General features: G+C 67.1%; 21 protein-coding genes. 6 read left to right on the top strand and 15 right to left on the bottom strand.

What is annotated here, in order from left to right; genetic code table 11:
• Positions 1-16: 16 nt before the first annotated feature.
• Both miaA and mutL read right to left on the bottom strand, forming a co-directional pair.
• Positions 17-976, bottom strand: coding sequence for a tRNA (adenosine(37)-N6)-dimethylallyltransferase MiaA (miaA, locus tag HLG70_RS17315; RefSeq protein WP_171661753.1), 960 nt, complete (start codon positions 974-976; stop codon positions 17-19).
• Positions 977-978: 2 nt separating this feature from the next.
• On the bottom strand, positions 979-2,919 hold the full coding sequence (gene mutL / locus HLG70_RS17310) for a DNA mismatch repair endonuclease MutL (protein ID WP_171661754.1): 1,941 nt from the start codon (positions 2,917-2,919) through the stop codon (positions 979-981).
• Positions 2,920-3,019: 100 nt separating this feature from the next.
• On the opposite strand from mutL, the gene HLG70_RS17305 reads away from it, so the two are divergent.
• On the top strand, positions 3,020-3,655 hold the full coding sequence (locus HLG70_RS17305) for a VTT domain-containing protein (protein ID WP_171661755.1): 636 nt from the start codon (positions 3,020-3,022) through the stop codon (positions 3,653-3,655).
• A gap of 115 nt (positions 3,656-3,770) precedes the next feature.
• On the opposite strand, the gene HLG70_RS17300 is transcribed toward HLG70_RS17305, so the two are convergent.
• Complete coding sequence (locus tag HLG70_RS17300; RefSeq protein WP_171661756.1) at positions 3,771-5,156, bottom strand: N-acetylmuramoyl-L-alanine amidase; 1,386 nt, start codon at positions 5,154-5,156, stop codon at positions 3,771-3,773.
• Entirely contained in the window at positions 5,084-5,623 is a 540-nt protein-coding gene (gene tsaE / locus HLG70_RS17295) for a tRNA (adenosine(37)-N6)-threonylcarbamoyltransferase complex ATPase subunit type 1 TsaE (RefSeq protein WP_171661757.1), read from the bottom strand. The genes HLG70_RS17300 and tsaE overlap by 73 nt, the downstream gene beginning before the upstream one ends.
• Positions 5,624-5,785: 162 nt before the next feature.
• Between tsaE and fumC the strand changes: the two genes are divergently transcribed.
• Together fumC and HLG70_RS17285 are read left to right on the top strand one after the other, a co-directional pair.
• On the top strand, positions 5,786-7,183 hold the full coding sequence (fumC, locus tag HLG70_RS17290) for a class II fumarate hydratase (RefSeq protein WP_171661758.1): 1,398 nt from the start codon (positions 5,786-5,788) through the stop codon (positions 7,181-7,183).
• Between the two features lie 353 nt (positions 7,184-7,536).
• Positions 7,537-8,529 (top strand): tripartite tricarboxylate transporter substrate binding protein BugE, encoded by a 993-nt coding sequence (locus HLG70_RS17285; RefSeq protein ID WP_171661759.1) that lies wholly within the window; start codon positions 7,537-7,539, stop codon positions 8,527-8,529.
• 90 nt (positions 8,530-8,619) lie between these two features.
• On the opposite strand, the gene HLG70_RS17280 is transcribed toward HLG70_RS17285, so the two are convergent.
• On the bottom strand, positions 8,620-9,525 hold the full coding sequence (locus tag HLG70_RS17280) for a LysR family transcriptional regulator (protein WP_171661760.1): 906 nt from the start codon (positions 9,523-9,525) through the stop codon (positions 8,620-8,622).
• 147 nt (positions 9,526-9,672) lie between these two features.
• Here HLG70_RS17280 and ggt point away from each other — a divergent pair, with 147 nt between their 5' ends.
• Positions 9,673-11,436 (top strand): gamma-glutamyltransferase, encoded by a 1,764-nt coding sequence (ggt, locus tag HLG70_RS17275; protein WP_419144777.1) that lies wholly within the window; start codon positions 9,673-9,675, stop codon positions 11,434-11,436.
• Positions 11,437-11,446: 10 nt separating this feature from the next.
• On the opposite strand, the gene HLG70_RS17270 is transcribed toward ggt, so the two are convergent.
• The 4 genes from HLG70_RS17270 to HLG70_RS17255 form a co-directional block, all read right to left on the bottom strand.
• Positions 11,447-12,838 (bottom strand): APC family permease, encoded by a 1,392-nt coding sequence (locus HLG70_RS17270; RefSeq protein ID WP_171661761.1) that lies wholly within the window; start codon positions 12,836-12,838, stop codon positions 11,447-11,449.
• Positions 12,839-13,024: 186 nt separating this feature from the next.
• Positions 13,025-14,152: a CaiB/BaiF CoA transferase family protein gene (locus HLG70_RS17265; protein ID WP_171661762.1), complete on the bottom strand. Its 1,128-nt coding sequence runs from the start codon at positions 14,150-14,152 to the stop codon at positions 13,025-13,027.
• 12 nt (positions 14,153-14,164) lie between these two features.
• Positions 14,165-15,139: a Bug family tripartite tricarboxylate transporter substrate binding protein gene (locus tag HLG70_RS17260; protein ID WP_171661763.1), complete on the bottom strand. Its 975-nt coding sequence runs from the start codon at positions 15,137-15,139 to the stop codon at positions 14,165-14,167.
• A 46-nt stretch (positions 15,140-15,185) separates the two neighbouring features.
• Positions 15,186-16,886 carry an acyl-CoA dehydrogenase family protein gene (locus HLG70_RS17255; protein WP_171661764.1) on the bottom strand — a complete coding sequence of 567 codons (1,701 nt, stop codon included), beginning with the start codon at positions 16,884-16,886 and terminating at the stop codon, positions 15,186-15,188.
• 120 nt (positions 16,887-17,006) lie between these two features.
• Here HLG70_RS17255 and HLG70_RS17250 point away from each other — a divergent pair, with 120 nt between their 5' ends.
• The gene (locus HLG70_RS17250; RefSeq protein ID WP_171661765.1) at positions 17,007-17,930 is read left to right on the top strand and encodes a LysR family transcriptional regulator; all 924 of its coding nucleotides are present in this window, start codon (positions 17,007-17,009) and stop codon (positions 17,928-17,930) included.
• A 3-nt stretch (positions 17,931-17,933) separates the two neighbouring features.
• Here HLG70_RS17250 and purU read toward each other — a convergent pair whose 3' ends face one another.
• The 6 genes from purU to HLG70_RS17220 all read right to left on the bottom strand — a co-directional run bounded on the left by purU (position 17,934) and on the right by HLG70_RS17220 (position 23,133).
• Positions 17,934-18,788, bottom strand: coding sequence for a formyltetrahydrofolate deformylase (gene purU, locus HLG70_RS17245; RefSeq protein WP_171661766.1), 855 nt, complete (start codon positions 18,786-18,788; stop codon positions 17,934-17,936).
• Between the two features lie 40 nt (positions 18,789-18,828).
• The gene (locus tag HLG70_RS17240; protein ID WP_171661767.1) at positions 18,829-19,938 is read right to left on the bottom strand and encodes an NAD(P)/FAD-dependent oxidoreductase; all 1,110 of its coding nucleotides are present in this window, start codon (positions 19,936-19,938) and stop codon (positions 18,829-18,831) included.
• Positions 19,935-20,459: a flavin reductase family protein gene (locus HLG70_RS17235; RefSeq protein WP_171661768.1), complete on the bottom strand. Its 525-nt coding sequence runs from the start codon at positions 20,457-20,459 to the stop codon at positions 19,935-19,937. Before HLG70_RS17235 ends, HLG70_RS17240 begins: the two co-directional genes overlap by 4 nt.
• 54 nt (positions 20,460-20,513) lie before the next feature.
• A complete protein-coding gene (gene pdxH / locus HLG70_RS17230) occupies positions 20,514-21,143 on the bottom strand; it encodes a pyridoxamine 5'-phosphate oxidase (RefSeq protein ID WP_171661769.1) in 630 nt (209 codons plus the stop codon).
• A 116-nt stretch (positions 21,144-21,259) separates the two neighbouring features.
• Positions 21,260-21,922, bottom strand: coding sequence for a gamma-glutamylcyclotransferase (locus tag HLG70_RS17225; RefSeq protein ID WP_171661770.1), 663 nt, complete (start codon positions 21,920-21,922; stop codon positions 21,260-21,262).
• A complete protein-coding gene (locus HLG70_RS17220; protein WP_171661771.1) occupies positions 21,919-23,133 on the bottom strand; it encodes an MFS transporter in 1,215 nt (404 codons plus the stop codon). The genes HLG70_RS17225 and HLG70_RS17220 overlap by 4 nt, the downstream gene beginning before the upstream one ends.
• 351 nt (positions 23,134-23,484) lie before the next feature.
• Here HLG70_RS17220 and HLG70_RS17215 point away from each other — a divergent pair, with 351 nt between their 5' ends.
• On the top strand, positions 23,485-24,669 hold the full coding sequence (locus tag HLG70_RS17215) for an efflux RND transporter periplasmic adaptor subunit (protein ID WP_171661772.1): 1,185 nt from the start codon (positions 23,485-23,487) through the stop codon (positions 24,667-24,669).
• Position 24,670 lies beyond the last annotated feature (1 nt).

Below are 24,670 nucleotides of genomic sequence, written 5' to 3'. Positions count from 1 at the left end.
GCCCGGCGCCGCAGGGCTAGCCTTCCAGCGCCGCCGCCACGGCGTCCATGGTCCGCGCCACGGCATCCGCCGCCAGGCAGTCCACGATGACGCGTTCGGGCTGCGCGCGCAGCCAGGTGATCTGCCGCTTGGCCAGCTGGCGCGTGGCGGCGATGCCTTGTTCACGAGCAGTGTCCAGGTCGATCTCGCCGTCCAGGTGGGCCCACATCTGGCGGTAGCCCACGCAGCGCACCGACGGCAGGCCCGGGTGCAGGTCGGCCCTGGCGTGCAGCCCGCGCACCTCGTCGAGCAGGCCACGGGCCAGCATGGCGTCAAAGCGCTGCTCGATGCGCGCATGCAGCGCGGCGCGGTCGGACGGCTCCAGGCTGATGGTCAGGTATTGGTTGGCATCGTCATCCGGCTTGCGCTGGCCGCGCTGCAGCAGGGCGGACATGGGTTGACCGGACAGCTGGCAGATCTCGAGCGCGCGCTGGATGCGCTGGCTGTCGTTGGGGGCCAGGCGCGCGGCGGTGACCGGGTCCAGCGTCGCCAGCTCGGCATGCAGCGCGGGCCAGCCCAGCCGGGCTGCGCGCGCTTCCAGCTCGGCGCGCAGCGCCGGATCGGCCTGAGGCAGGTCGTCCAGGCCGTCGCGCAGCGCCTTGTAGTACATCATGGTGCCGCCCGCCAGCAGCGGGATGCGGCCGCGCGCGCGGATCTCGCCGATCAGCCGCAGCGCGTCCGCGCGGAACTCGGCGGCCGAATACGACTGGGCGGGGTCCAGGATGTCCAGCAGGTGCTGGGGCACGCGCGCCTGTTCTTCGGGCGAGGGCTTGGCGGTGCCTATGTCCATGCCGCGATAGATCGTGGCCGAATCCACATTGACGATTTCCATCGGCCAGCGCTCGGCCAGCGCCAGCGTGGACGCGCTCTTGCCGGCCGCGGTGGGGCCGGCCAGGCAGATGACCAGGGACGAAACGGGGGGCAGGGAAGACGGCAAACCTATTGCCCGCGCAGAAAGAGCTTGTCCAGGTCCGACACCGACCACTGGACCCAGGTGGGGCGGCCGTGGTTGCACTGGTCGGCCCGCTCGGTGGATTCCATCTGGCGCAGCAGGCCGTTCATTTCTTCGATGGTGAGCTTGCGGTTGGCGCGGACGGAGCCATGGCAGGCCATGGTGGACAGCAGTTCGTTGCGCTGTTCGGTCAACAGGCGCGAGACGCCCACGGCGCCCAGGTCGCGCAGCACCGCGCGGGCCAGGGTCTCGATGTCGCCGCGGGCCAGGATGGCGGGAACCGAGCGCACGGCGATCGAGGTGGGGCCGGACGGACGCATCTCGAAACCCAGGTCGCTCAGCTGCTCTTCGAATTCCTCGACAATGGCCACGTCCTTTTCCTGGGCGTGGAACACCACCGGCACCAGCAGGTCCTGGCGCGGCAGGCTGCGGGCGTCCAGCGCCTGCTTGAGCTGTTCGTAGACCACGCGTTCATGGGCGGCGTGCATGTCCACCAGCACCATGCCGCGGCGGTTCTGCGCCAGGATATAGATGCCATGCAACTGCGCCAGCGCCATGCCCAGCGGGTGTTCCTCGTCCGCGGGCAGGGCGGCAGGCGCGGGCGTGGGTTCGCGCAGGGGCGCCGTCCTGGCCGTGGTGTCGTCGTTCAGCGGACGATAGAGCGATTGCCAGTCGGCCGCCGGGATGCCGGCGGGCTCCGCGTGCAGGCGGAAGGGCACCTGGGTATGCGGACGTTGCGGGGCGGGCGACGGGCGCAGCCCATAGGAAGCGCCGCCACTGCCGCCGTAGCCGGGCCTCGGCGAGTCCGCGACGGGTTGCGGGTTCTGGCTGGGCGCGGGCGGCGCGGTTTGGGGCGCCGCGGCCGCGTCTGCCGCGGGGCGGGCCACGGTTTCGAATTCCGCGTCGTCGTCCTGGCCGGCCGGCGTTACCGCCGACGAGCCGCCGGTCTGCGCCAGCGTCTGGCTGACCGCATGCGAGACGAAGCGGTGCACGGCGCCGCTGTCGCGGAAGCGGACCTCGTGCTTGGCCGGGTGAACGTTCACGTCCACGGCAGCCGGGTCGATATCCAGGAACAGCACGTAGGCGGGCTGGCGGTCGCCATGCAGCACGTCGGCGTAGGCGGCGCGCAACGCGTGGCTGACGGTGCGGTCGCGCACATAGCGGCCGTTCACGTACAGGTACTGGCGGTCCGCCCGGGCGCGCGCGGCGGTGGGGCGGGTGATCATGCCGGCCAGGCTGACGGTGCCGACCGAATGCGACAGCAGCAATCCGTGTTCGGCGAATTCCGCGCCCAGCACGTCGCGGATGCGCTGCGGCGGTTCGGCGGGCAGCCACTGGCGCTGCGCGCGGTCGTGGTGGAACAGCCGGAACGCGATCTGAGGATGCGCCAGCGCAATGCGCTCCATCGCATCGACGCAGTGGCCGAATTCGGTGGCCTCGGAGCGCAGGAACTTGCGGCGGGCCGGCACCGCGTCGAACAGCTGGCGCACGTCCACCGTGGTGCCCGGCGGGCCCGACGCGGGCCCGACCTGCATGCTGCCGGCGTCGATCTGCCAGGCGTGCTCGCCGTCGCGGGTACGGGAAATGATGGACACCTGGGCCACCGACGCGATCGACGCCAGCGCTTCGCCGCGGAACCCCATGGAGGCCACCGATTCCAGCTCGTTCAGCGAGCGGATCTTGCTGGTGGCGTGGCGCGCCAGCGCCAGCGGGAGTTCGTCGGGAGGAATGCCTCCGCCATCATCGGTGACGGCGATGCGGCGGATGCCGCCGCCTTCCAGGCGAACCTCGATGGCGCGTCCGCCCGCGTCGATGGCGTTTTCAAGGATTTCCTTGAGCACGGACGCGGGCCGTTCGATCACCTCGCCAGCGGCGATCTGGCTGATCAGCAGGTCGGGAAGCGCAAGAATGGAACGGCGTTCTGTCATGGGGCTCAAGTCTGGTGTAGCTGTGTGGATGATTTTAGCGTCATGGCCCGGTGGGCTATAGTCGCTGACAAATTCCCCTTCAGATATCAGGGCTGCTTCAATGCTTGAGTTCTTCAATATGGTGCTCCACATCGACAAGACGCTGGGCGTCTGGGTCGCGCAATATGGCGTGTGGGTGTATCTCGTGCTGTTCTTGATCGTCTTCGCGGAGACCGGGCTGGTCGTGCTGCCCTTCCTGCCCGGGGACTCGCTGCTGTTCATCGCCGGCGCGTTCGGCGCGACGGGGCATATCGACCCGATCCTGATGTCCATCCTGCTCATCATCGCCGCGGTGACGGGCAACACGCTGAACTATGCGATCGGCCGCTATATCGGCCCGCGCGTTTTTTCGATGAACCTGCGTTTTCTGGATCGCGGCGCCTTGATGCGCACGCACGCGTTCTACGAAAAGCACGGCGGCAAGACGATCGTCATGTCGCGTTTCATTCCGGTGGTCCGCACCTTCGCCCCGTTCGTGGCGGGCGTGGCCGACATGTCGCTCGCCCGGTTCCAGATGTTCAACATCCTGGGCGCGCTGATCTGGGTGATCAGCCTGGTGGCGGCCGGCTACTTCTTCGGCAATATCCCGCTGGTCCGCGAACACCTGAACACCATCGTCCTGCTGGGCCTGGCCGCGGCCATCGTGCCGGTGGTGGGGGCGGCCTTGTTCAAGCTGGTCCGCTCGCGCCGCGCCTGACGGCGTGGCCCTGGCGCCCTCGCAGGCCTGAGGGCGTCAGGCGCCGCGCGCGGCGCAAGCAATGAAAAGGGCTGTGCGCCTGATGGCGCACAGCCCTTTTTCCATTCCTGGCGGCCTAGCTGACGTCGCCCAGGCGCGCCAGCGGCGGGTTGGCCGTGAAGTAGCGCTGGATGCCGGTCATCATGGCTTGCGCCAGCTTGTCCTGGTGCGAGTTGCTGCGCAGCAGCGCCTCTTCCTGGGGATTGCTGATGAAGGCGGTTTCGACCAGCACCGACGGAATGTCCGGCGCCTTCAGCACGGCGAAGCCAGCCTGTTCGACGCTGTTCTTGTGCAGGCGGTTGATCTTCTTGATTTCGTCCAGGAAGGCGTTGCCGACCTTCAGCGAATCATTGATCTGCGCGGTGGTGGAGAGGTCCAGCAGCACCTTGGCGACCTGGCGGTCGTGGCTGCCCAGGTTGACGCCGCCGATCAGGTCGGCCGCGTTTTCCTTGTCGGCCATCCAGCGCGCCTGCGCGCTGGTGGCGCCGCGCTGGGACAGGGCGAACACCGACGAGCCGTTGGCCGAGGGCTTGACCCAGGCGTCCGCGTGGATGGAGATGAACAGGTCCGCATGCACGCGGCGCGCCTTCTGCACGCGGACGTGCAGGGGCACGAAGTAGTCGTCGTCGCGCGTCAGGTAGGCGCGCATGTAGGGCTGGCTGTCGATCAGCGCCTTCAGGCGCCGCGCAATGCGCAGCACCACGTCTTTTTCACGCAGGCCGCTGCTGCCGATGGCGCCGGGGTCCTCGCCGCCGTGGCCGGGGTCCAGCGCGATGGTCAGCATGCGCTGCTTGCCGCGGCTGGCGGTGGCCGGTGGCCTGGCGGGCGCGGTCGGCAGGGCCGGCGCGGGCTGCTGGCCACGCACGCGGGGCGGCTCGGGCGGATCCGCGCGGGTCACCGGGTTGCGCTGGATGTCTTCCAGGATGCGCGCCAGCGGGTCGTCCACGTCGGGGCCGCTGGGTTTGTTCAGGATCGCGATCAGCGGATCCTGGGCGATCTTCGGATACAGGTCCAGCACCAGGCGGAACTGGTAGTCGGCCACGGGCTTCAGCGTGAACACCTGGGGCGCCACGGGCTGTTTCAGGTCGAACACCAGGCGCACCACGTTCGGGCGGTTCTGCGCCACGCGCAGGCTCTGGATGTAGGGATCGTCGGGACGGACCTTGGAAACCAGGTCGTTCAAGGCCGCGCTGATGGTCAGTCCCTCGATATCCACCACCAGGCGGTGCGGATTTTCCAGTGTGAACTGTTCGGCCTTGAGCTCGCTGTCGAGCTCCAGCGTGACCCGGGTGTATTCGTCGGCCGGCCAGGTGCGGACGGCCAGGATCGTTGCGGCCTGCGCCAGGCGCGGCAGGACCGGCAGGACGAGCAGGGTGGCAGCGACGCTGATCAGGCGGCGCCGGGTGGCGCCTGCGGAGGGGAGGGCGCCGTCATTGGCGGGGGGACAATCGCGTTCAACCATGTTTGTCCTCGAGCGGTGTACGCGGTCAGGGTGGCGTCACGTCCGTCGCCTGCATAGGCAAGGGAAATCAGCAGGTCGGGCGGGGGTAAAAGACCCTCTGCCCGCTCCGGCCATTCAATCAAAACGACCGCGTCGGCACGCAGCAAATCCCGGAATCCTGCGTCCAACCATTCGCGCGAATCACTAAATCTATAAAAATCAAGATGATAGAAGTATAAGTTAAAAACTTTATAGGATTCAAGCAGCGCGTAGCTCGGACTTTTAATTCGGCCTGTGATGCCGCATTCACGCAACAATGCCCTGGTGAAGGCCGTTTTGCCTGCCCCGAGGTCCCCCTGAAGGTGAATACATGCGCCCGCCGGGCCGGTTTGACCGCCGGATACCAGGGGGGCGAGCTGCCGCGCCAGCGCTTCCGTGGCGGCTTCGTCGGGCAGGTGCAAGGTCAGGCTGCAAAGAGGGGCGGACATGGCGCGGAGCGAGTGGTAAAAAACGATGATCGGAACACAGATTGGAGCAATTATAGGAATGCGGGTTTCTGCTAACCTATAAGTGATTGCTATTCTCAATAATGTCGTGAATGACGGCCTCCCGCCGCCCGCGACTGACGCCGCCACGGAGTTGTACGCGCCATGAAGACCCGCATCGAAAAAGACACGTTTGGCCCCATCGAGGTCCCTGAAGACCATCTTTGGGGCGCCCAAACCCAGCGCTCGCTGCATTTCTTCGCGATTTCCACGGAAAAAATGCCGGAGCCCCTGGTCAATGCGATGGCGCGGCTCAAGCGCGCGGCGGCCAAGGTCAACGCCGATCTGGGCGAACTGGACCCGAAGGTCGCCGACGGCATCATGCGCGCCGCCGACGAAGTCATCGCCGGCAAATGGCCCAACGAGTTCCCGCTGTCCGTCTGGCAGACCGGTTCGGGCACGCAAAGCAACATGAACATGAACGAGGTGCTGGCCAACCGCGCCTCGGAACTGCTGGGCGGCGTGCGCGGCGAAGAGCGCAAGGTGCACCCGAACGACCATGTCAACCGCGGCCAGTCGTCGAACGACACCTTCCCGACCGCCATGCATGTGGCGGCGGCCGTGCAGGTGGAGCACCACCTGCTGCCCTCCTTGAAGGCGCTGCGCGCCACGCTGGCGGCCAAGAGCGCCAAGTTCTACGACATCGTCAAGATCGGCCGCACCCACTTGCAGGATGCGACGCCGCTGACCCTGGGCCAGGAGCTGTCGGGCTACGTCGCGCAGCTGGACCTGGCCGAGCAGCAGATCCGCGCCACCTTGCCGGGCCTGCATCAGCTGGCCATCGGCGGCACGGCCGTGGGCACGGGACTGAACGCGCATCCGCAGTTCAGCGCCAAGGTGTCGGCCGAACTGGCCCATGCCACCGGCACGGCCTTTGTTTCCGCGCCCAACAAGTTCCAGGCGCTGGCCTCGCATGAGGCCTTGCTGTTCGCCCATGGCGCGCTGAAGTCCCTGGCGGCGGGCCTGATGAAGATCGCCAACGATGTGCGCTGGCTGTCCAGCGGTCCGCGTTCGGGCCTGGGCGAGATCAGCATCCCCGAGAACGAGCCGGGCAGCTCGATCATGCCGGGCAAGGTCAACCCGACGCAGTGCGAAGCCATCACGATGCTGGCCTCGCAGGTCATGGGCAACGACGTGGCCATCAATATCGGCGGCGCGAGCGGCAACTTCGAGCTGAACGTGTACAAGCCGCTGGTGATCCACAACTTCCTGCAATCCGTGCGCCTGTTGACGGACGGCATGGCCAGCTTCGACCAGCACTGCGCCGCGGGCATCGAGCCCAACTGCGATCGCATCGCCGAACTGGTCGACCGTTCGCTGATGCTGGTGACGGCGCTGAACCCGCACATCGGCTATGACAAGGCCGCGCAGATTGCCAAGAAGGCGCATAAGGAAGGCTTGTCGTTGAAGGAATCGGCGCTGGCGCTGGGCTACGTGACCGAGGCGCAATTCGCCGAGTGGGTGGTGCCAGGCTCGATGACCAACGCGCACAAACCCTCGTAACAAGCGGCGTAGTCCGCGAAAAGGCCGCCCCTGTGGGCGGCCTTTTTATCGAGGTTTGGAACGTAGCCGGCGCAGGGCGTGATCAGGGAAAACCAGGGGATATCCGACACGAAACAAGGGGCGTTTTGTCTGGCGTCAACCGAGGATCAGCGCGCTATGCGGGTGTAAGCATTTGCTGCTATTCTCCGTCATTCTGGCGGGCGCGTGTGCCACAAGCAACCTACAAAAGCAGTGCCTGCACGCTGCGCACAAGCAATGCGCCCCCACCGTTATCTGCTGGCCCGTCTACAGGCGGGTACATCACACAACGGGCCGTTTACATACGGGCTCGCAATCTTGGAGGAAACACATCTATGAATAAAGTTCGCTCCCTGGCAGTGGCCATCGCTCTGGCTACCGGCGCCGCCGGCACGCTTGGCGTCTCCGTCGCCCACGCTGCCGACAAATACCCCAGCAAGGCCATCCGCGTGATCGTTCCGTTCGCGCCCGGCGGTTCCACCGACATCATCGCGCGCCTCGTGACGCAGCGCATGAGCCAGGAACTCGGCCAGCCCATGGTCGTGGAAAACAAGGGCGGCGCGGGTGGCGCCATCGGCGCGTCCGAGGCCGCGCGCGCCGACGCCGACGGCTACACGCTGTCCATCGCCACCGTGTCGACGATGGCCGTGAATCCGGCTTGCCGCCCGAAGGACCTGCCGTACGATCCGATCAAGGATTTCCAGCCGGTCACCAACTTCGCCAACACCGCCAACGTGGTGGCAGTGAACCCGAAGTTTCCCGCCAAGGACTTCAAGGGCTTCATCGAAGAGCTGAAGAAGAATCCGGGCAAGTACTCCTACGGCAGCTCGGGCACTTGCGGCGTGCTGCACCTGATGGGCGAATCGTTCAAGATGGCGACGGGCACCGACATCGTGCACGTGCCCTACAAGGGTTCGGGCCCGGCCCTGGCGGATGCCGTCGGCGGCCAGATCGAAATCCTGTTCGACAACCTGCCGTCGTCGATGCCGCAAATCCAGGCGGGCAAGCTGCGCGCCATGGCCATCGCCTGGCCTGAGCAGATCGCCGCGGTCAAGGGCGTTCCGACCTTCAAGGAAGCGGGCTTCCCCGTGCTGAACCAGCCGGTCTGGTACGGTCTGCTGGCGCCCAAGGGCACCCCGATGGAAGTCGTGAACAAGCTGCGCGACGCCGCTGTCGTGGCCCTGAAGGACCCGAAGGTCATCAAGGCGCTGGACGAGCAAGGTTCGGCACCGTCCGGCAATACGCCGGAAGAGTTCGCCAAGGAAATCCAGGAGCAGTTCGACTGGGCGCAGGACGTCGTGAAAAAGCAGAACATCAAGCTGGATTGATGCTGCTCGGGGCAGGCCATGCCTGCCCCGGCCGACACAGCAAGACGGGCGCCTTCGGGCGCCCGTCTTGCATTGCGGATCGCGGATTGCTCAGGCAGGCGCGTCCAGCGCGGCCAGGCCCGCATCGCAGGCCGCGCGCAAGCGTGCGATCAGGTCATGGTGCAGTGCGGACAGGGGATCCTGGTTGCGCGTCATGATGCTGATAGGCACGCGCAGCACGGGGTCCAGACGGCGCAGGTTCATGCCCGGGCGCAGCATCGCCAGCGCGGTGATGGCATCCACGATGGCGTCGCCGCAGCCCGCGTCCACCAGCGCGCACGCCACGTAGTGCGTCTTCACCTGGATGGCGACCTGCGGCGCCAGCCCCTGCGCGTCCAGCGCCAGTTGCAGCAGCGCGCCGGAGGCGTCGCCGGCGTCCAGCACGATCAGCGTGTCGCCCGGCCGGCCCGACAGTTCCGACAGCCGCATGGGGCCGGAGGCGGGCTTGCGGCTCAGGTACACCAGTTCGGTGTGGCCCAGGCCCATGCGGGTCAGGCCCGGGTAATCGTTCGTGTCGAACGTGATGGCAAGATCCAGTTCCCGGGTCAGCAGGCCCTGCACCAGTTCGGAGCTATGGTGCGTGTGGATGTCGAAGGTGATTCCGGGCTGCGCCTCGCGGCTGTCGCGCACAACGCCCGGCAGCAGCCCCAGTCCCAGCGCGGGCGCGCATCCCAGGCGCAGGTGGCCGTTGGGCCGCCCGCGCAGGTTGGAGGCCAGCCTGCGCACGCTGTTGAGGTCCTGGCTCAGGCGCGCGATCTCGGGCGTGAGGATGTCCGCCTCGCGCGTCGCGACCAGCCTGCCCTTCACGCGGTCAAAGAGCTTGAAGCCGAGCTGGGTTTCGGCGTGCGCCAGCAACTTGCTGGCGGCGGGTTGGGAAATGTGCAGCGCGGCGGCGGCTTCCGTCAGGGATCCGGTGCGGCGGATCGCTTCGAATATCTCGATGTGGCGCAGGCGCATGGCGCGATTTTGGGGGAAGGTGGACCAGAACCGCGATTCTATGCCGGATAGGGGAGCCGGGCACCCGAGGCCGCCTGCGCGACAGCGGCGGATGCCTTGACTATCATGAACGCCTGCCGGAAGACCGGCGCTAATCCGGAGCCTCTCATGCGCCTACGCCGCCACGCTTTCCTGCTGCTTGCCGCCGCGATGGCCGCCATGCCCTTGCTCTCCACCGGCTGGGCGCGCACGCCGCAGGTGGCCGAGGACCGGAATCCGGAAGCCGCCAGCGGCGTCCAGGCGCGCCAGCTCGTGCGGGCGCCGCATTTCATGATGGTGTCGGCCAACCCGCTGGCGACCCAGGCCGGCGACGAGATGCTGCGGCGCGGCGGCAGCGTGGTGGATGCCGCCATCGCCACGCAGCTGGTGCTGAACCTGGTCGAGCCGCAATCGTCCGGCATCGGCGGCGGCGCATTCATGGTGGTGTACTCGGCCAAGGACGGCCGCATCCAGACCTACGACAGCCGGGAGACGGCGCCCGCGGCGGCGCGTCCCGACCGCTTCCTGGATGCCGAAGGCAAGCCGCTGCCCTTCGCGCAAGCCGTCAACAACGGCATGTCCGTGGGCGTGCCGGGCTTGCTGCGCGGACTGGAGCTGGCGCACAAGGAGCAGGGCGCATTGCCGTGGGCCGACCTGTTCCAGCCCGCCATCCGGCTGGCGGAGCAGGGCTTTGCCGTGTCCCCGCGCCTGCATGCGCTGCTGGCCGGCAACAAGGCCTTGCCCAGACAGGCGGCGGCCGCCGCCTATTTCTATGCGCCCGATGGCGCACCCTGGCCCATCGGTCACGTGCTGAGGAACCCCGAATTCGCCCGCACCCTGCGCGCGGTCGCGGCGCAGGGCGCGGACGTGTTCTACCAGGGCGACATCGCCCGCGACATCGTGGCCGCGGTGCATGGCCACGCGGTGCCCGGCGACCTGAGCTTGGCGGATCTGGCCGGCTATCGCGCGAAGACGCGCGATCCGGTCTGCGGCGCCTACCGCGGCTACCAGCTGTGCGGCATGGCGCCGCCCAGCAGCGGACCCATCGCCGTCTTGCAGATGCTGGGCGCGCTCGAGCAATTCCCCATCGGACGCTATGCGCCGGGCAGCGCGCAGGCGGTGCATTATTTTTCCGAAGCCGGCCGGCTGGCCTTCGCCGATCGCGATTTCTACGTGGCCGATCCCGACTTCGTGCACGTGCCGGTGCGCGCCATGCTGGATCCCGCCTACCTGCGCGCACGGGGCGCCCTGATCCAGCCGGATCGCAGCATGAAGGTAGCCCTGCCCGGCGATCCGGAGGGCAAGCTGTTGTCCCTGGGCCGCGACAATGCGCTGGAGCTGCCGTCCACCAGCCATCTGGTGGCAGTGGACGCCCGTGGCAATGCGCTGACCATGACGACCACCATAGAAAGCGAATTCGGCAGCAAGATCTTCGTGCGCGGCTTTCTGCTGAACAACGAGATGACGGATTTCTCTTCGTCGTTCAAGGATCCCGAGGGCCGTCTGGTGGCCAACCGGATCGAGCCGGGCAAGCGCCCGCGCAGCGCGATGGCGCCGATGATCGTCCTGCGCGAGGGCAAGCCTTACCTGCTGGTGGGGTCGCCGGGCGGCAGCGCCATCATCAACTACGTGGCCAAGACGCTGGTGGGCGTGCTGGATTGGGGGCTGGACATCCAGTCCGCCATAGACCTGCCCAACATGGGCAGCCGCAACAAGGAAACCGAACTCGAGAAAGGCACGCCGCTGGAGGCGTTGGCGCCGGAGCTCGAGCGCATGGGGCACCCGCTGCGCATCACCGAATTCCCCAGCGGCATCCACGGCATCGTCATCGACGGCGCCGGGCTGCAAGGCGGCGCCGACCCGCGCCGCGAAGGGCTGGCGCTGGGCGGCTGATGCCGCTTGGTCAGTCCAGCGCGGAAGGGTCCAGCTCCATCCTGGATTCGCGGCGGCGCGCCAGATAGGTCACGCCCCACATCACGACGCCCAGCAGCAGCAGCCATCCCGCGACCTGGTACTGGATGACGTCGCGCCCGGTCAGCGGGGTGACCAGGAACAGGCAGGCCGCCGCTCCCATCCACGGGATGACGCGGTTGATGCTGAAGTGTTCATGCTTGACCTTGTCGCGTCGCAGGACCAGCACCGCCACGTTGACGAAGGCGAACACGCCCAGCAGCAGCAAGGCGGTGGTTCCGCCCAGCGCCCGGATGGCCTGGGAGTCGGCCAGCGCCACCAGGATGATCAAGCCGAAAGCCAGCGCGGTGGTGAACAGGATGGCCGTCCAGGGCGTCTGGTTCTTGCGGTGCACGTGGGCCAGGAACGCGGGCAGCACTCCCTGGCGCGACATGCCGTACAGCAGCCGGCTGGCCATCATCATGTTGATGAGCGCGGAGTTCGCCACGGCGAACATCGAGATGATGGGCATGATGTATTCGACGGGCAGGCCGGGCGCGGCGCGCTTGACCACCAGCACCAGCGGCGTGCTGCTCTTGGCCAGCTCGCCCACCGGCACCAGCGCCACGGCGCAGATCGACACCAGCACATAGATCACCGCGGTGATGCCCAGCCCCGTCAGCATGACCTTGGGAAAGATGCGGCTGGGCTCGTGTGTTTCCTCGGCCATGTTGACCGAGTCTTCAAAGCCGACCATGGCGAAGAACGCAAGCGCGGTGGCCGAGGTCACCGCCAGGAACACGCTCTTGTCTTCGGGAGTATCGAATGCGATGACGCGCGAGAAATCCGCCTGTCCGCCCGAGATGGCGTAGAAGCCCAGCACGATCACCATCAGCAGGCCCGACAGCTCGATCAGGGTCAGCACCACGTTGGCCCTGACGCTTTCCGCGGCGCCGCGCAGGTTCACCAGCATGACCAGCAGCATGAAGCCCAGCGCGCCGAACGTGATCCAGCTCTTGTCGGCCTTGATGCCCATGGCCACGAACAGGTTGGCGGCAAAGGCCTGGGAGGCGGTGGCGGCCGAGGTCAGGCCCGAGCACATGACGGTGAAGCAGACGATGAACGTCAGGAAGTGCAGGCCGAACGCCTTGTGGACATAGAGCGCGGCGCCGGCGGCCTTGGGATACTTGGTGACCAGTTCAAGATAGGAAAGCGCGGTCAGCAAGGCCACCGCGAAGGCCACCAGGAAGGGCAACCAGGCCGCGCCGCCGACCTCGGCGGCCACCTGTCCGGTGAGGGCATACACCCCCGTGCCCAGGATGTCGCCCACGATGAACAGCAGCAACAGTTTGGCGCCCATCACCCGCTTGAGCGGGGCGTGATCCTGCGGGTTTGTCGTGGCCATAGTCCTTATCCTCTCTTTGGTTTTCGGGGAAGGGCGCGCCAAGGCAACGCGAGTGATGGAAAAAGTCTAAGGCGGCCGGCGTTCCAGCGATGCAACAGCGGGCAACGAATTGTCTAAGTTGTTGGAATTTGTGGAAAGGTCCCAAAAAAAGCCCGGCATGAGCCGGGCTGGAAGTGCGCCTGCCTGTCAGTCCTGACCGCCGGACCCGGCCAGCGCGGGCGGCAATTTGCGTAGCGCGGCCGGCGTGCGCGACAGTTTGATCGGCGAACCCACGCCCTTGTAGTCGCCCTGTTCCAGCACCATGCCGCGATGCCGGGTGTGCGGATGCGCCAGCGCCTGGTCCACCGTCTGCACGGCAGCGGCGGGCACGCCCGCGCGCAGCAACCGGTCGGCCAGGGCGGCTGCGTCCTGGCTGGCCAGCAGCGCCGAGAGTTCGTCGCGCAGCGCCTGGCGGTTCCGCAGGCGGTCGGCATTGGCGGCATAGCGCGGATCCTCGGCCAGCCCGGGCGCATCGAGCACTTGAGCCAGCATCGCGAACTGGCGGTTGTTGCCCACGGCCAGGAAGATAGGCCCGCTGGCGGTGGGCAGCGTCTCGTAGGGCGCGATGTTCGGATGTGCGTTGCCGCTGCGCTGCGGCACCTTGCCGCTGTAGAAGTAGTTGGGCGCGTGCGGGTGCAGCAGCGACAAGGCGCAGTCGTACAGCGTGATGTCCAGGAATTGCCCCAGCCCGCTGCGGGTGCGTTCATTGAGCGCCAGCAGGATGGCCACGGCCGCGTTCAGGCCCGTCACCATGTCCACCACCGGCAGGCCGACGCGAGTGGCTTCGCCGTCCGCATCGCCATTCACGCTCATCAGGCCGCACATGGCCTGCGCGCAGGCGTCATAGCCAGGGAGGCCGCCCAGCGGGCCGTCCGAGCCGAAGCCGCTGACGCGGCAATGGATCAGCGCGGGGAACGCCTGGCTCAAGGCGTCGTAGCCCAGGCCCCACTTCTCAAGCGTGCCAGGCTTGAAGTTCTCGACCAGCACATCGGCATCGGCCAGCATATGCCGCAGCAACTCCTGGCCCGCGGCTTGCGACAGGTCCAGCGTCATGCCTTCCTTGTTGCGGTTCACGCCGATGAAGTAGGACGCGGTGTCACCCAGGAACGGCGGCCCCCATCCGCGTGTCTCGTCGCCGCCGGGAGGCTCGATCTTCAGCACATCGGCGCCGTGGTCCGCCAGGATCTGGGTGCAATAGGGACCGCCCAGCACGCGGGACAGGTCGATCACCTTGCAGCCCGCGAGGGCGCCTGCGTTGGGTAGGGTTGGGGTCATGTGCGCTCTACTTCAATCAATGGAAACGTTGGCGCTCTTGATGAGCTCGCGCCACTTGGGAACTTCCGTGGTGATGAACGCGGACAGTCCCTGCGGCGTCTTGTCCTCTGCCTCGACGATGCCCTGCATGCGCAAGGTCTGTTCGATGGCGGGGTCGGACAGCGCGGTCTTGAATGCCTGGTTCAGGGTGGCCACCACGTCGGCGGGCGTGCCCTTGGGCGCGACGATGCCGAAGAAGACGCTGACGTCATAGCCCGCCAGTCCCTGCTCGGACAAGGTGGGCAGGTCCGGCAGCGCGTCGGAACGCTGGGCGCTGGCCAGGCCGATGGCGCGCAACTTGCCGGCCTTGATGTAGGGCAGCGCGGTCAGGATGTCGGTGAACGACATCGACACCTGGCCGCCCAGCAGGTCGTTGAGCGCCGGGCCCGTGCCCTTGTAGGGGATATGCATGATCTTGGTGTCGGCCATGCGGTTGAACAGGATGCCGGCCAGGTGCGACGACGCGCCATTGCCCGACGATGCGTAGCTCAGCTTGTCCGGATTCTTTCTTGCGTAGGAGATCAGCTCCTGCACGTTGTTGGCGGGCACCGAAGGGTTCACCACCAGGATGTTGGGCAGATGGCCGATGCGGATGATGGGCGCGAAGCTGGTCTCGGGGTTGTAGCCCTGCTTCTTGTACAGGCTGACATTGATGGCCAGCGGCCCCGAGGTGCCGAACAGGATGGTGTAGCCGTCGGCTTTGGCGTTGGCGACGTATTCGGAACCGATGTTGCCGCCGGCGCCGCTGCGGTTCTCGACGATGACGTTCTGCTTCAGCGGCTCTCTGAGTTTTTCGGCCAGGCGGCGCGCCAGGGCGTCGGTGGGGCCGCCGGGCGGGAAGGGCACGATCAGCGTGACGGGGCGCGAGGACGGGTAGGCGTCCGCGGCGAGCGCGGGAGCCGCGACGGCGGCGGCCGCCAGCAGCAGGGGGGCGAAGTAGCGTTTCATGCTTGTCTCCAGTGGTGGGCGCGCCGGCTGTGCCGCCGGCGTCGGTTTACAGCGCGTACTGCAGGATGGCCTGGCAGGCCGCGCTTTCATCGGGCGGAATGGCGTAGGGATCGCGCGGCGCCAGGCGGTGCAGCAGCACCTGGTCGGCCAGCCGCGCGCGGCTTTCCAGGCCCGTACCGGTGGCTTCCCAGCGCAGCGCGGCCATGGACACGGCGTGATAGAGCAGCGACGCGGCCTGGCGTGCCAGTTCGGCGTAGTCGCCCTGCGCGGCATGCTCGGCCAGCGCATAGGTCTGCTCCAGAGCGCGCGCTTGCGCATCGGCCAGCTGGGGCGGGCAGGGCGCGCCGTCGGCCAGCAGCCGGTCGATATGGCTGCGCAATGCGGGCAGGGAATTTTCCTTCTTGATGGCGCGCAGCACGTCCAGGGCGACGATGTTGCTGGTGCCCTCCCAGATGGAGCCCAGGTGCGCGTCGCGCACCAGGCGGGGCTCGGTCCATTCCTCGATATAGCCGCAGCCGCCGCGCACTTCCATGGCGTCGCCGGTTACCTTGCGCGCATCGCGGCAGGCGCGGAACTTGATCAGCGGCGTCAGGATGCGGGCCAGGGCGGGGTCGGCCGCGCCCTGGTCGGCGTCGGCCAGCGCGCGTGCCGTCTGGAACATGACGCTGCGCGCCTGTTCGGCCCAGACCGTCATCTTGACCAGCTGGCGCTGCATCAGCGGCATGTCGATCAGGCGCTTGCCGAAGGCGCGCCGGTGCTGGGACACGTACACGGCCTCGGTGACGGCCCGGCGCATCAGGCCGGCGGCGCGCATGCCGTTGGACAGGCGCGAGTTGTTGATCATGTCGGCCATGTGCTTGAAGCCGCGACCGCGCTCGCCCACCAGCCAGGCCACCGCGCCTTCCAGGCGGATCTCGCCGCTGGCCATGGAGCGCGTGCCCAGCTTGTCCTTCAGGCGCAGGATGCGGTAGTGGTTGTGCGTGCCGTCGGCCAGGTCGCGCGGCAGGAGGAAGAGCGACACGCCCTTCAGGCCGGCCTGCGGCTCGCTGCGCGCCAGCACCATGGCGTAGCCCGCGTCCGGGTTGGAGCAGAACCACTTGTCGCCATGGATGCGCCAGGTGCCGTCTTCCTGCGCTTCGGCCGTGACCTCGGTGGCGCTGACGTCCGAACCCGCGCCCTGTTCCGTCATGAACATGGCGCCCTGGCGCAGCGTATCGAAATCCTGGGAAGTGACTTGCGGCAGCACGCGCTCGACCAGCGCGGGATCGCCGAACTTGCGCAAGGTGCGCGCCAGCGAGTCCGTCATGCTGACCGGGCAGCACAGGCCGAACTCGGCCTGCACGAACAGATGGCTGAGGGCGTACTTGGCGGCGGCCGGCATGGGATCGGGCCAGCCCAGCACGCCGCCGCGATGGGACAGCGCGGCCAGGCCGAATTCGCTGTACGCCAGGCGCTCGAGCTCTACATAGGCCGGGTGTTTGTCGATGCGCGATTCGTCGGTGCCGGCGCGGCTGCGCACCGACAGCGTGGGAGGATGCTTGTCCGCGGTGGAGGCCAGCTCGTCCATGACACCGCCGGCCAGTCCGCCCAGCCGCTCCAGGTGGGGCAGCAGATGGGTGTGGAGCGCGGGGGGAAGGTAGCGCTGGCTGAGCGCCGCCGCATACGGGTCCGCGTTGAACAGGTTCAGCCCGCGGGAGTCCGGGACGGCGGTGGCGGTGGGGGCAACGGTCATGACGGGGGTATCCATGGCGGCATCCTGGTCGAACGGGAAAGATGCCCCGATGTTGCTTGGCTGGATTAATCTATACAAATACTGTTTTTGTGTAGAACAATCCAAAAAAAATATAGATCGCGCAAGGAGCGACGAATGGACCTGGACCCGCGCCTGTTGCGCTATTTCATCGCCGTGGCGGAGGAGCGCCATTTCAGCAGGGCGGCGGCGCGCCTGCATATTTCACAGCCGCCGCTCAGCTACGCCATCCGGCAACTGGAGGAAAACGTGGGGGCGCGCCTCCTGGCCCGTACCAGCCGGCATGTGGAGCTGACCGATGCCGGACAGGTGCTGTATCGCGAGGCCCTCATCCTGCTGCGCCAGGCGGAAGAGGTGCGCACGCTGGTGCAGCGGGTGGACGCGGGCCTGCGCGGCCGGCTGCGGATCGGCTTTGTGGGATCCATGCTTTACCGGGGCCTGCCCGCGCTGCTGAACGCCATGCGGGCGGAACTGCCGGACGTGGAGCATGTGCTGACGGAACTGAACTCGCATGACCAGATCGAGGCGGTGCGGCGTGGCGAGCAGGATCTGGGCTTTATCCACGCCAACCCGGTGCCGGACGAGGTCCAGGCGCGTGACCTGATGGCGGAGCCCTTCGTGGTGTGCCTGCCAGAAGCGCATCCGCTGGCCAGCCGGCGGACGCTGCGCCTGGCGGAACTGGCGGCGGACGACTTCGTGTTCTTCGCCCGCGCGGCCTCGCCCAGCTATTACGAAACCGTGCTGTCCATGTGTGTGTCGGCGGGTTTCATGCCGGTCATCCGGCACGAAGTGCGCCACTGGCTGAGCGTGGCATCGCTGGTGTCGCAGGGGCTGGGAGTGTCCATCGTGCCGGCCTGCCTGTCGCGCAGCGGGCTGGCGGGAACGCGCTTCATCGCGTTCGAGCACGAGGCCCGGTCGGTCAGCCAGGCGATCTGGCCAGCGACGGCGCGTTCGCCGCTGCAGGAAAAAGCCGTGGCCCTGGTGGCCCGGCAGTTTCCTCCACCGGACCCGTCGTCCGACGAGCCCCCTGCCTCGGTCTGAGGATCAGCGGAATACGACGGTCTTGTTGCGGTTCAGCAGGATGCGGTGCTCGACGTGGCTGCGCACCGCGCGCGACAGCACCAGGGATTCGGTGTCGCTGCCGACCTGGGTCAGGTCCTGGGCGGTCATCGTGTGGTCGACGCGTTCGATGTCCTGATCGATGATGGGGCCTTCGTCCAGGTCCGATGTCACGTAGTGGGCGGTGGCGCCGATGATCTTCACGCCGCGCGCATGCGCCTGGTGATAGGGGCGCGCGCCCTTGAAGCTAGGCAGGAAGCTGTGGTGGATATTGATCGCGCGACCGGTCAGCGCGCGGCACATGCCGGCCGACAGGATCTGCATATAGCGGGCCAGCACCACCAGGTCGATGCCTTCCCTGTCGACGATGTCCAGCACCTGCTGCTCCTGCTCCAGCTTGGTCTCGGCCGTGACAGGCAGGTGGTGGAACGGAATGCCGTAGGACGCCGCCAGGCCGGCATAGTCGTTGTGGTTGGATACGATCGCGGCCACTTCCGCGTGCAGATGCCCGCTGTGCACGCGGAACAGCAGATCGTTCAGGCAATGGCCCTGCTTGCTGACCATGATCAGCAGGCGTTCCTTGCGGCGGGCATCGTGCAGCTTGAGCTCCATGCCGTAATCGGTGGACATGGTGTCCAGGCGGGCGCGCAGGTCGTCGGGCTGCACGCTGACGGGCAGGTCGAAGTGCACACGCAGGAAGAAGCGGCCTGTCTCCTCGTCGCCGAATTGCTGCGAATCCAGGATGTTGCAACCCAATTCGAACAACAGGCCGCTCACGCGGTAGACGATGCCCGTGCGGTCGGGGCAGGACAGGGTCAGGATGTAGTCGTTGTGCTGCATGGCGGGGGTGAGGCTGAAATAAGAAATAGGATGGGCGGAATCAAGCGGACAGGCGCGCCAGCGTCTCTTCCGCCAGGGCCAGGCTGGAGGTCAGCCCGGGCGATTCTATGCCGAACAGGTTCACCAGCCCGGGCACGCCATGCGTGGCCGGGCCGGCGATGACGAAGTCGGCGGCGGGTTCGTGCGGCCCCGAAATCTTCGGCCGGATGCCCGTGTAGCCGGGGGCCAGCGCGTTGTCGGGCAGGGCCGGCCAATAGCTGCGGACCGCCGCGTAGAACACATCGGCGCGGGCCGGATCCAGGGTGTAGTCCTCGGTGCCGACCCATTCGGTGTCGGGGCCGAACTTGGCCTGTCCGCCCATGTCCAGCGTCAGGTGCACGCCCAGGCCGGCGTGCTGCGGCACGGGATAGATCAGGCGCGAAAACGGTGCGCGGCCGGCCAGCGTGAAGTAGCTGCCCTTGCACAGGTAATCGGTGGGGATGCTGGCCGCCGGGACGCCGTCGATGCGGCGGGCCAGCGCCGGCGCCTGCAGGCCGGCGGAGTTGATCAGCACGTTGCAGGTGAGGCTCATGGCCTCGTCGCCGCCGAATTGCAGTTCGAAGCCGCCCTCGGGCCGGACCCGGCCGGACACGAGCGGCGTGTGGAACACACATTGGGCGCCCGCGTTCTCGGCGTCGCCCTGGAAGGACAGCATCAGCGCGTGGCTGTCCACGATGCCGGTCGATGGCGACACCAGCGCGGCGGTGCATTGCAGCGCGGGTTCCAGGCGCATGGCCTCTTCGCCCGAGATGTATTGCAGGTCGTCCACGCCGTTGGCGCGGGCCCGTTGCGCGATGCTCTCCAGTTGCGCGGCCTGTTCCGGGCTGGTGGCCACGATGAGCTTGCCCAGGCGCTTGTGCGGCACGCCCCGTTCGGCGCAATACGCATAAAGCAGGTGCTTGCCGCGCACGCAGAGGCGGGCCTTGAGGCTGCCCGCCGGGTAGTAGATGCCGGCGTGTATGACTTCGGAATTGCGCGAGCTGGTGCCGGTGCCGATGGCCTCGGTGGCTTCCGCCACCAGCACCTCGCGGCCGGACTGGGCCAGCGCCCGGGCGATCGCCAGGCCGACCACGCCAGCGCCGATGACGACGCAATCGACGTCGGCGCTCATTGTGTGTTCCTTTCGGACCGCGCGCCGGCCGGCGTCAGATCGAACCCGCCCGCATGAAAGACCAGTGGCGGTTCGCCACTATGGCCGCAACGTTCCACTTCTCCCACCATGATGACGTGATCTCCCTCTACGTAGCGGCTGCGGTTGCGGCATTCGAACCAGGCGGCGCAGTGGCCGTCCAGCATGGGCGTGCCGCCCGGCGCGTGATGCACGGTCAGCCCGGCATAGCGGTCCGGCGTCTTGCCCGTGGCAAAGCGGCGCGCCAGCGCGATCTGTTCCGCGCTCAGCACATTGACGACGTAGCGTTCGCAGTGCTGGAACGCGGCCAGCGACGACGAGCCCAGCGACAGGCTCCACAGCACCAGCGGCGGGTTCAGCGATACCGAGTTGAAGGAACTGACCGTCAGGCCGATGGGGGCGCCATCGAGGCCGGCGGTCGTCACGACCGTTACGCCCGTGGCGTAGCGGCCCAGCGCGGTGCGGAAAAATGCGGCGTCAAAATCAGGGGAGGAGGCGGGCATGCAATCGATAATTCGGACGGGCGTGCAAGGCGCCCGCGTCAGGGGCGCCTCGCATCAGGGCGACAGGCGTTCGATCTTCCAGGCCTGGCCGTCCGCGACATAGCGCAGGCGGTCATGCAGGCGCGACGGCCTGCCTTGCCAGAATTCAAAGGCGGTGGGCTTCAGGCGGTAACCGCCCCAGTGTGGCGGGCGCGGCGGCTGTTCGCCGAAGCGCTCGCGGAATTCCTGTTCGCGGGCTTCCAGCTCTTCGCGGGTGATGGGCCGGCTCTGGCGCGAAGCCCAGGCGCCGATGCGCGAACCGGCGGGACGGCTGTGGTAGTAGGCGTCCGACTCTTCGGCGGCCACTTTTTCCACCACGCCTTCGATGCGGACCTGGCGTTCCAGCGGCTGCCAGAAGAACAGCAGGCAGGCTCGCGGTTCGGCTTGCAGGTCCAGGCCCTTGCGGGATTCGTAGTTCGTGAAGAACGTGAAGCCCTGCTCGTCAAAGCCCTTGATCAGGACGATGCGGGCGCTGGGCTGGCCGTCGGCATCCACCGTGGCCAGGGTCATGGCATTGGGTTCGGGCACCTTGGAGGCCAGGGCCTCGTCGAACCAGCGGGTGAATTGCTCAAACGGGGACGCAGCTGCCTGGTTTTCCAGCAGCACGTTCTTTTCGTAGCTTTGACGCAAATCTGAGACGGACATGGGGCGTGGGATTCAGCGTTGATAACAAGGAGTTTATACCGCTTGGGGGCCCGTTCCCCCATTGACCCCGCGCAGGCCGCGGGCAAGTTCGCCGTCCCTGGCCGGGCACGGGCCTTTCAGGCGCCTTCAGGCAGGGGGCGGCCGTCCAGTTCGAGCCGGCGGGCGATGGCGTCCAGGCGGGCGTCATGGATGCCGGCGGCGCGCAAGGCCTGGGCGGTTTGCACCACGTAGTCGGTGCAGGGCCCGTAGCGCCCGGCGGCGCGGCGCACGATCGCCAGCAGCTCTGCTTCGGGCAGGGCGCGGATATAGGCGGGATTGCTGCGGTTCATGATGAAGACCAGCGCCCGGACGGTGCCGGTGTCGGTCGTGCAGTTGATCCAGCGGGGAAGATAGGCGCCGGTGGACATCTCGCGCTCCCAGAGCGCGGGGAAGTAATGGGGAACCTGCTCGCCCGCCAGCCGGTAGACCACGCCCCGGCAGGAGCCGCCACGATCCAGCCCGAATACCAGGCCAGGGCATTCCGGCGTGCCGCGGTTGACCCGCGACCACAGGCACAGCGCCCGGTGGTGGCCGCGCAGGGTGGCCAGCCTGCGTTCCATGAAGTCGAAATCGGGCCGCCAGATCAGCGAGCCGTAGCCGTACACCCATACATCCTCGCCCGCCGGCCAGTGGCGCAGGGCGTCGTCCAGCGAAGCCTGCCGTTCTTCCGGGGTCCAGAGGCGAAAGGGCAAGGTGGCGCCAGGGATGTCCAAGGCGGTTGGGGGGGACGGCATGTTCACGACTGCGTTTTCCGGTCAGGCTCGAGCGGCGGGTTGCGATTGGCCCAGCCCCCGGCCATCAGTGCCAGGGAGTAGGCCCAGAATAGCGGGGCAACGCCAATTACCGCACCCAGCGCGCCGAAGGTCAACGGCAGCGATACCTGCGATCCGTTGATCAGCGCCATCCGCAGCCCCACGGCCTCGGCGGCCCGGCCCGGCGGCGAATGCTGGTGGAGCAGGGCCAGCATGCTGGGCTGGCAGCACCCCAAGGCGAGTCCAAGAATGAAAGACAGCACGATCAGGACGGTAACGTCCGTGAACAGCGGATAAAACATGAAATCGACCGCGGCAGTGGCCATGGCCACGCGCACCAGCGTCCAGGAACGGACCCGCCGCTGGATCAGGGGCAGAACCAGGCGGATGACGAATGTTGCCCCCGCGAAGGAAGCAAGTATCACGCCGATGGTGGTGGCGGACAGGCCGATAGCCACGCCGAAGATCGGCACCACGAACAGGTGGGTGTCCCAGGCGCCGGACAGGATGGTGTTCACCATCAGGATGCGTCGCAGCGCCGGTACCGCCAGCAATTCGGTGACACGACGGCGCTGGGCTTCCCGCGCCCCGGTCAGCTGCGAATCTACCGCCTTCAATTGGTGACGCAAGGTATACAGGCCGATTCCCGACAGGAGCGGGCCCAGGGCCAGCAGGCCGAAGGCCGTGCGGGTGCCCAGGTGGTCGATCGCCAGCCCGGCGATAAGGGGGCCGGAGAAACCCGAGCCCGCCAGGGCCAGCGACATGAACGAGAAGTTGCGCAGGCGCTGCGCCGGTTCCGCGTGCCCCAGCAGATCCTGGGTGGCAACCTGGTGCAGCATGAACCCGATGCCGATGCAGCAGGACGCCACCAGCAGCGCGGTCTGTGTCTGGAAGATAAAGGGCAATGCGGTGCCGATCGCGACCAAAGTCGTCCCGATGACCAGGGGACGCACGATGCCGACGCGGTCGACCCAGCGTCCGGCGCGCACCGAGAACAGCATGGGCAGCACCGCGAACACGGCGACCAGCGTGCCTACCTTGAAGGTCGACAGCCCCATCTGCAGCGCCGTCAGCGAGACGGTGATCCGTCCCCCTGTCAGCGCCACGTGATTCATCATTGCCAGCAGGCACAAAAGCACCGCCCCGGAAAATTCCGGGGAACTGGAAGGCGAGGAGGGGGATCTGTTGGAGGTAGACACGGCTTAACTGCATTCATTCTGGTCGCAACGTCGGTCTATGTCGAGACGACGATATTTTGCGCCGCCGCAATCAGTATCTAGTCACTGTGACAAGATAGGCGCCATCTAGCGGTTAAGTCGCGTGCTTACGGGGCAAGATGACAGCACGTTCGCGGCAGGCGCGGTAAAAGGGTTCCGCTTGTGCGCCGCAGGCGTTGTATCGTTCACGCAACGGAACAATCGCTGGCCCGGTGTTCTGCTTTACCGTTTTTCACTTTTTTGGCGCAGATAGGCCAACGTTTCGGCCAGGGCGCCGTTTAGGATGTGCAGGCACCGGGCTGCCATTCTTTCAGTCCAATCCGATCAGGTTCAATGAAAAAGTCCCGCAGCAAATTCAAACGCTACGCCCTGATAGCCGCGCTTCTCATGGTTGTTGTTTTTGGCGTCCGAGCCGCTTTCTTCTCCGCGCCACCGCCGCCCACCTTCGCCGTGGCCGAGGTCATCCGCGCCGATCTTGAAGACAGCGTGCTGGCCAGCGGCACCATCGACGCGATCGAGCGTGTCAGCGTCGGCGCCCAGGCAACCGGCCAATTGAAGTCCCTGAAGGTGGCGCTGGGCGACCGGGTCAAGAAAGGGCAGCTGGTGGCCGAGATCGACGACCTGACCCAGCAGAACGACCTGCGCAATGCCGAGGCGGCGCTGCAGACGCGGCGCGCCGAGAGGGCCGCCAAGGTCGCCATGCTGAAGCAGGCCGAACTCGCCTTCCGCCGGCAGCGCCAGATGCTGGCGGCGGACGCCAGCTCGCGCGAAGCCTACGAAACCGCCGAGGCCACGCTGGGCGTGACCCGCGCGGAGATCGCCTCGCTGGATGCGCAGATCGCCCAGGCCGAGATCCAGGTCGATACCGCGCGCGTCAACCTCGGCTATACACGCATTGTCTCGCCCATCGACGGCATGGTGGTGGCCGTGGTCACGAAGGAAGGACAGACGGTCAACTCGATCCAGAGCGCGCCCACCATCATCAAGGTGGCCCAGGTGGACACCATGACCATCAAGGCGCAGATTTCCGAGGCCGACGTGACCCGGGTCACGACGGGCCTGCCGGTCTACTTCACCATCCTGGGCGAACCGGACCAGCGCTACCACGCCAAGCTGCGCGCGGTGGAGCCGGCGCCCGACTCCATCCAGAAAGACGACGCCACCTCGTCGCTGACGTCTTCCAGCGGCACCTCTACCAGCGCCGCCGTCTACTACAACGGCCTGTTCGACGTGCCCAATCCCGACGAGAAGCTGCGCATCTCCATGACCGCGCAGGTCTTCATCGTGCTGGGCGACGCCAAGAACGCGGTGGTGGTGCCGGCCTCGGCCCTGGGCAAGCGCGGCGAAGACGGGCGCTATGCGGTGCGCGTGGTCCAGAAGGACAACAAGACCGAGTTGCGCCAGGTCCGGATCGGCATGAACAACAACGTGCAGGCGCAGGTGCTGGAAGGGCTGGAGGTGGGCGAACGCGTGGTGTCGGCGGATTCCGCGCCGGCGATCGCCGCGCCGGGAGCCTGAC

It is taken from the genome of Achromobacter deleyi (assembly GCF_013116765.2).
Taxonomy (GTDB): Bacteria; Pseudomonadota; Gammaproteobacteria; order Burkholderiales; family Burkholderiaceae_B; genus Achromobacter; species Achromobacter deleyi_A.
This window is presented reverse-complemented; position numbering and strand designations above follow the sequence as displayed.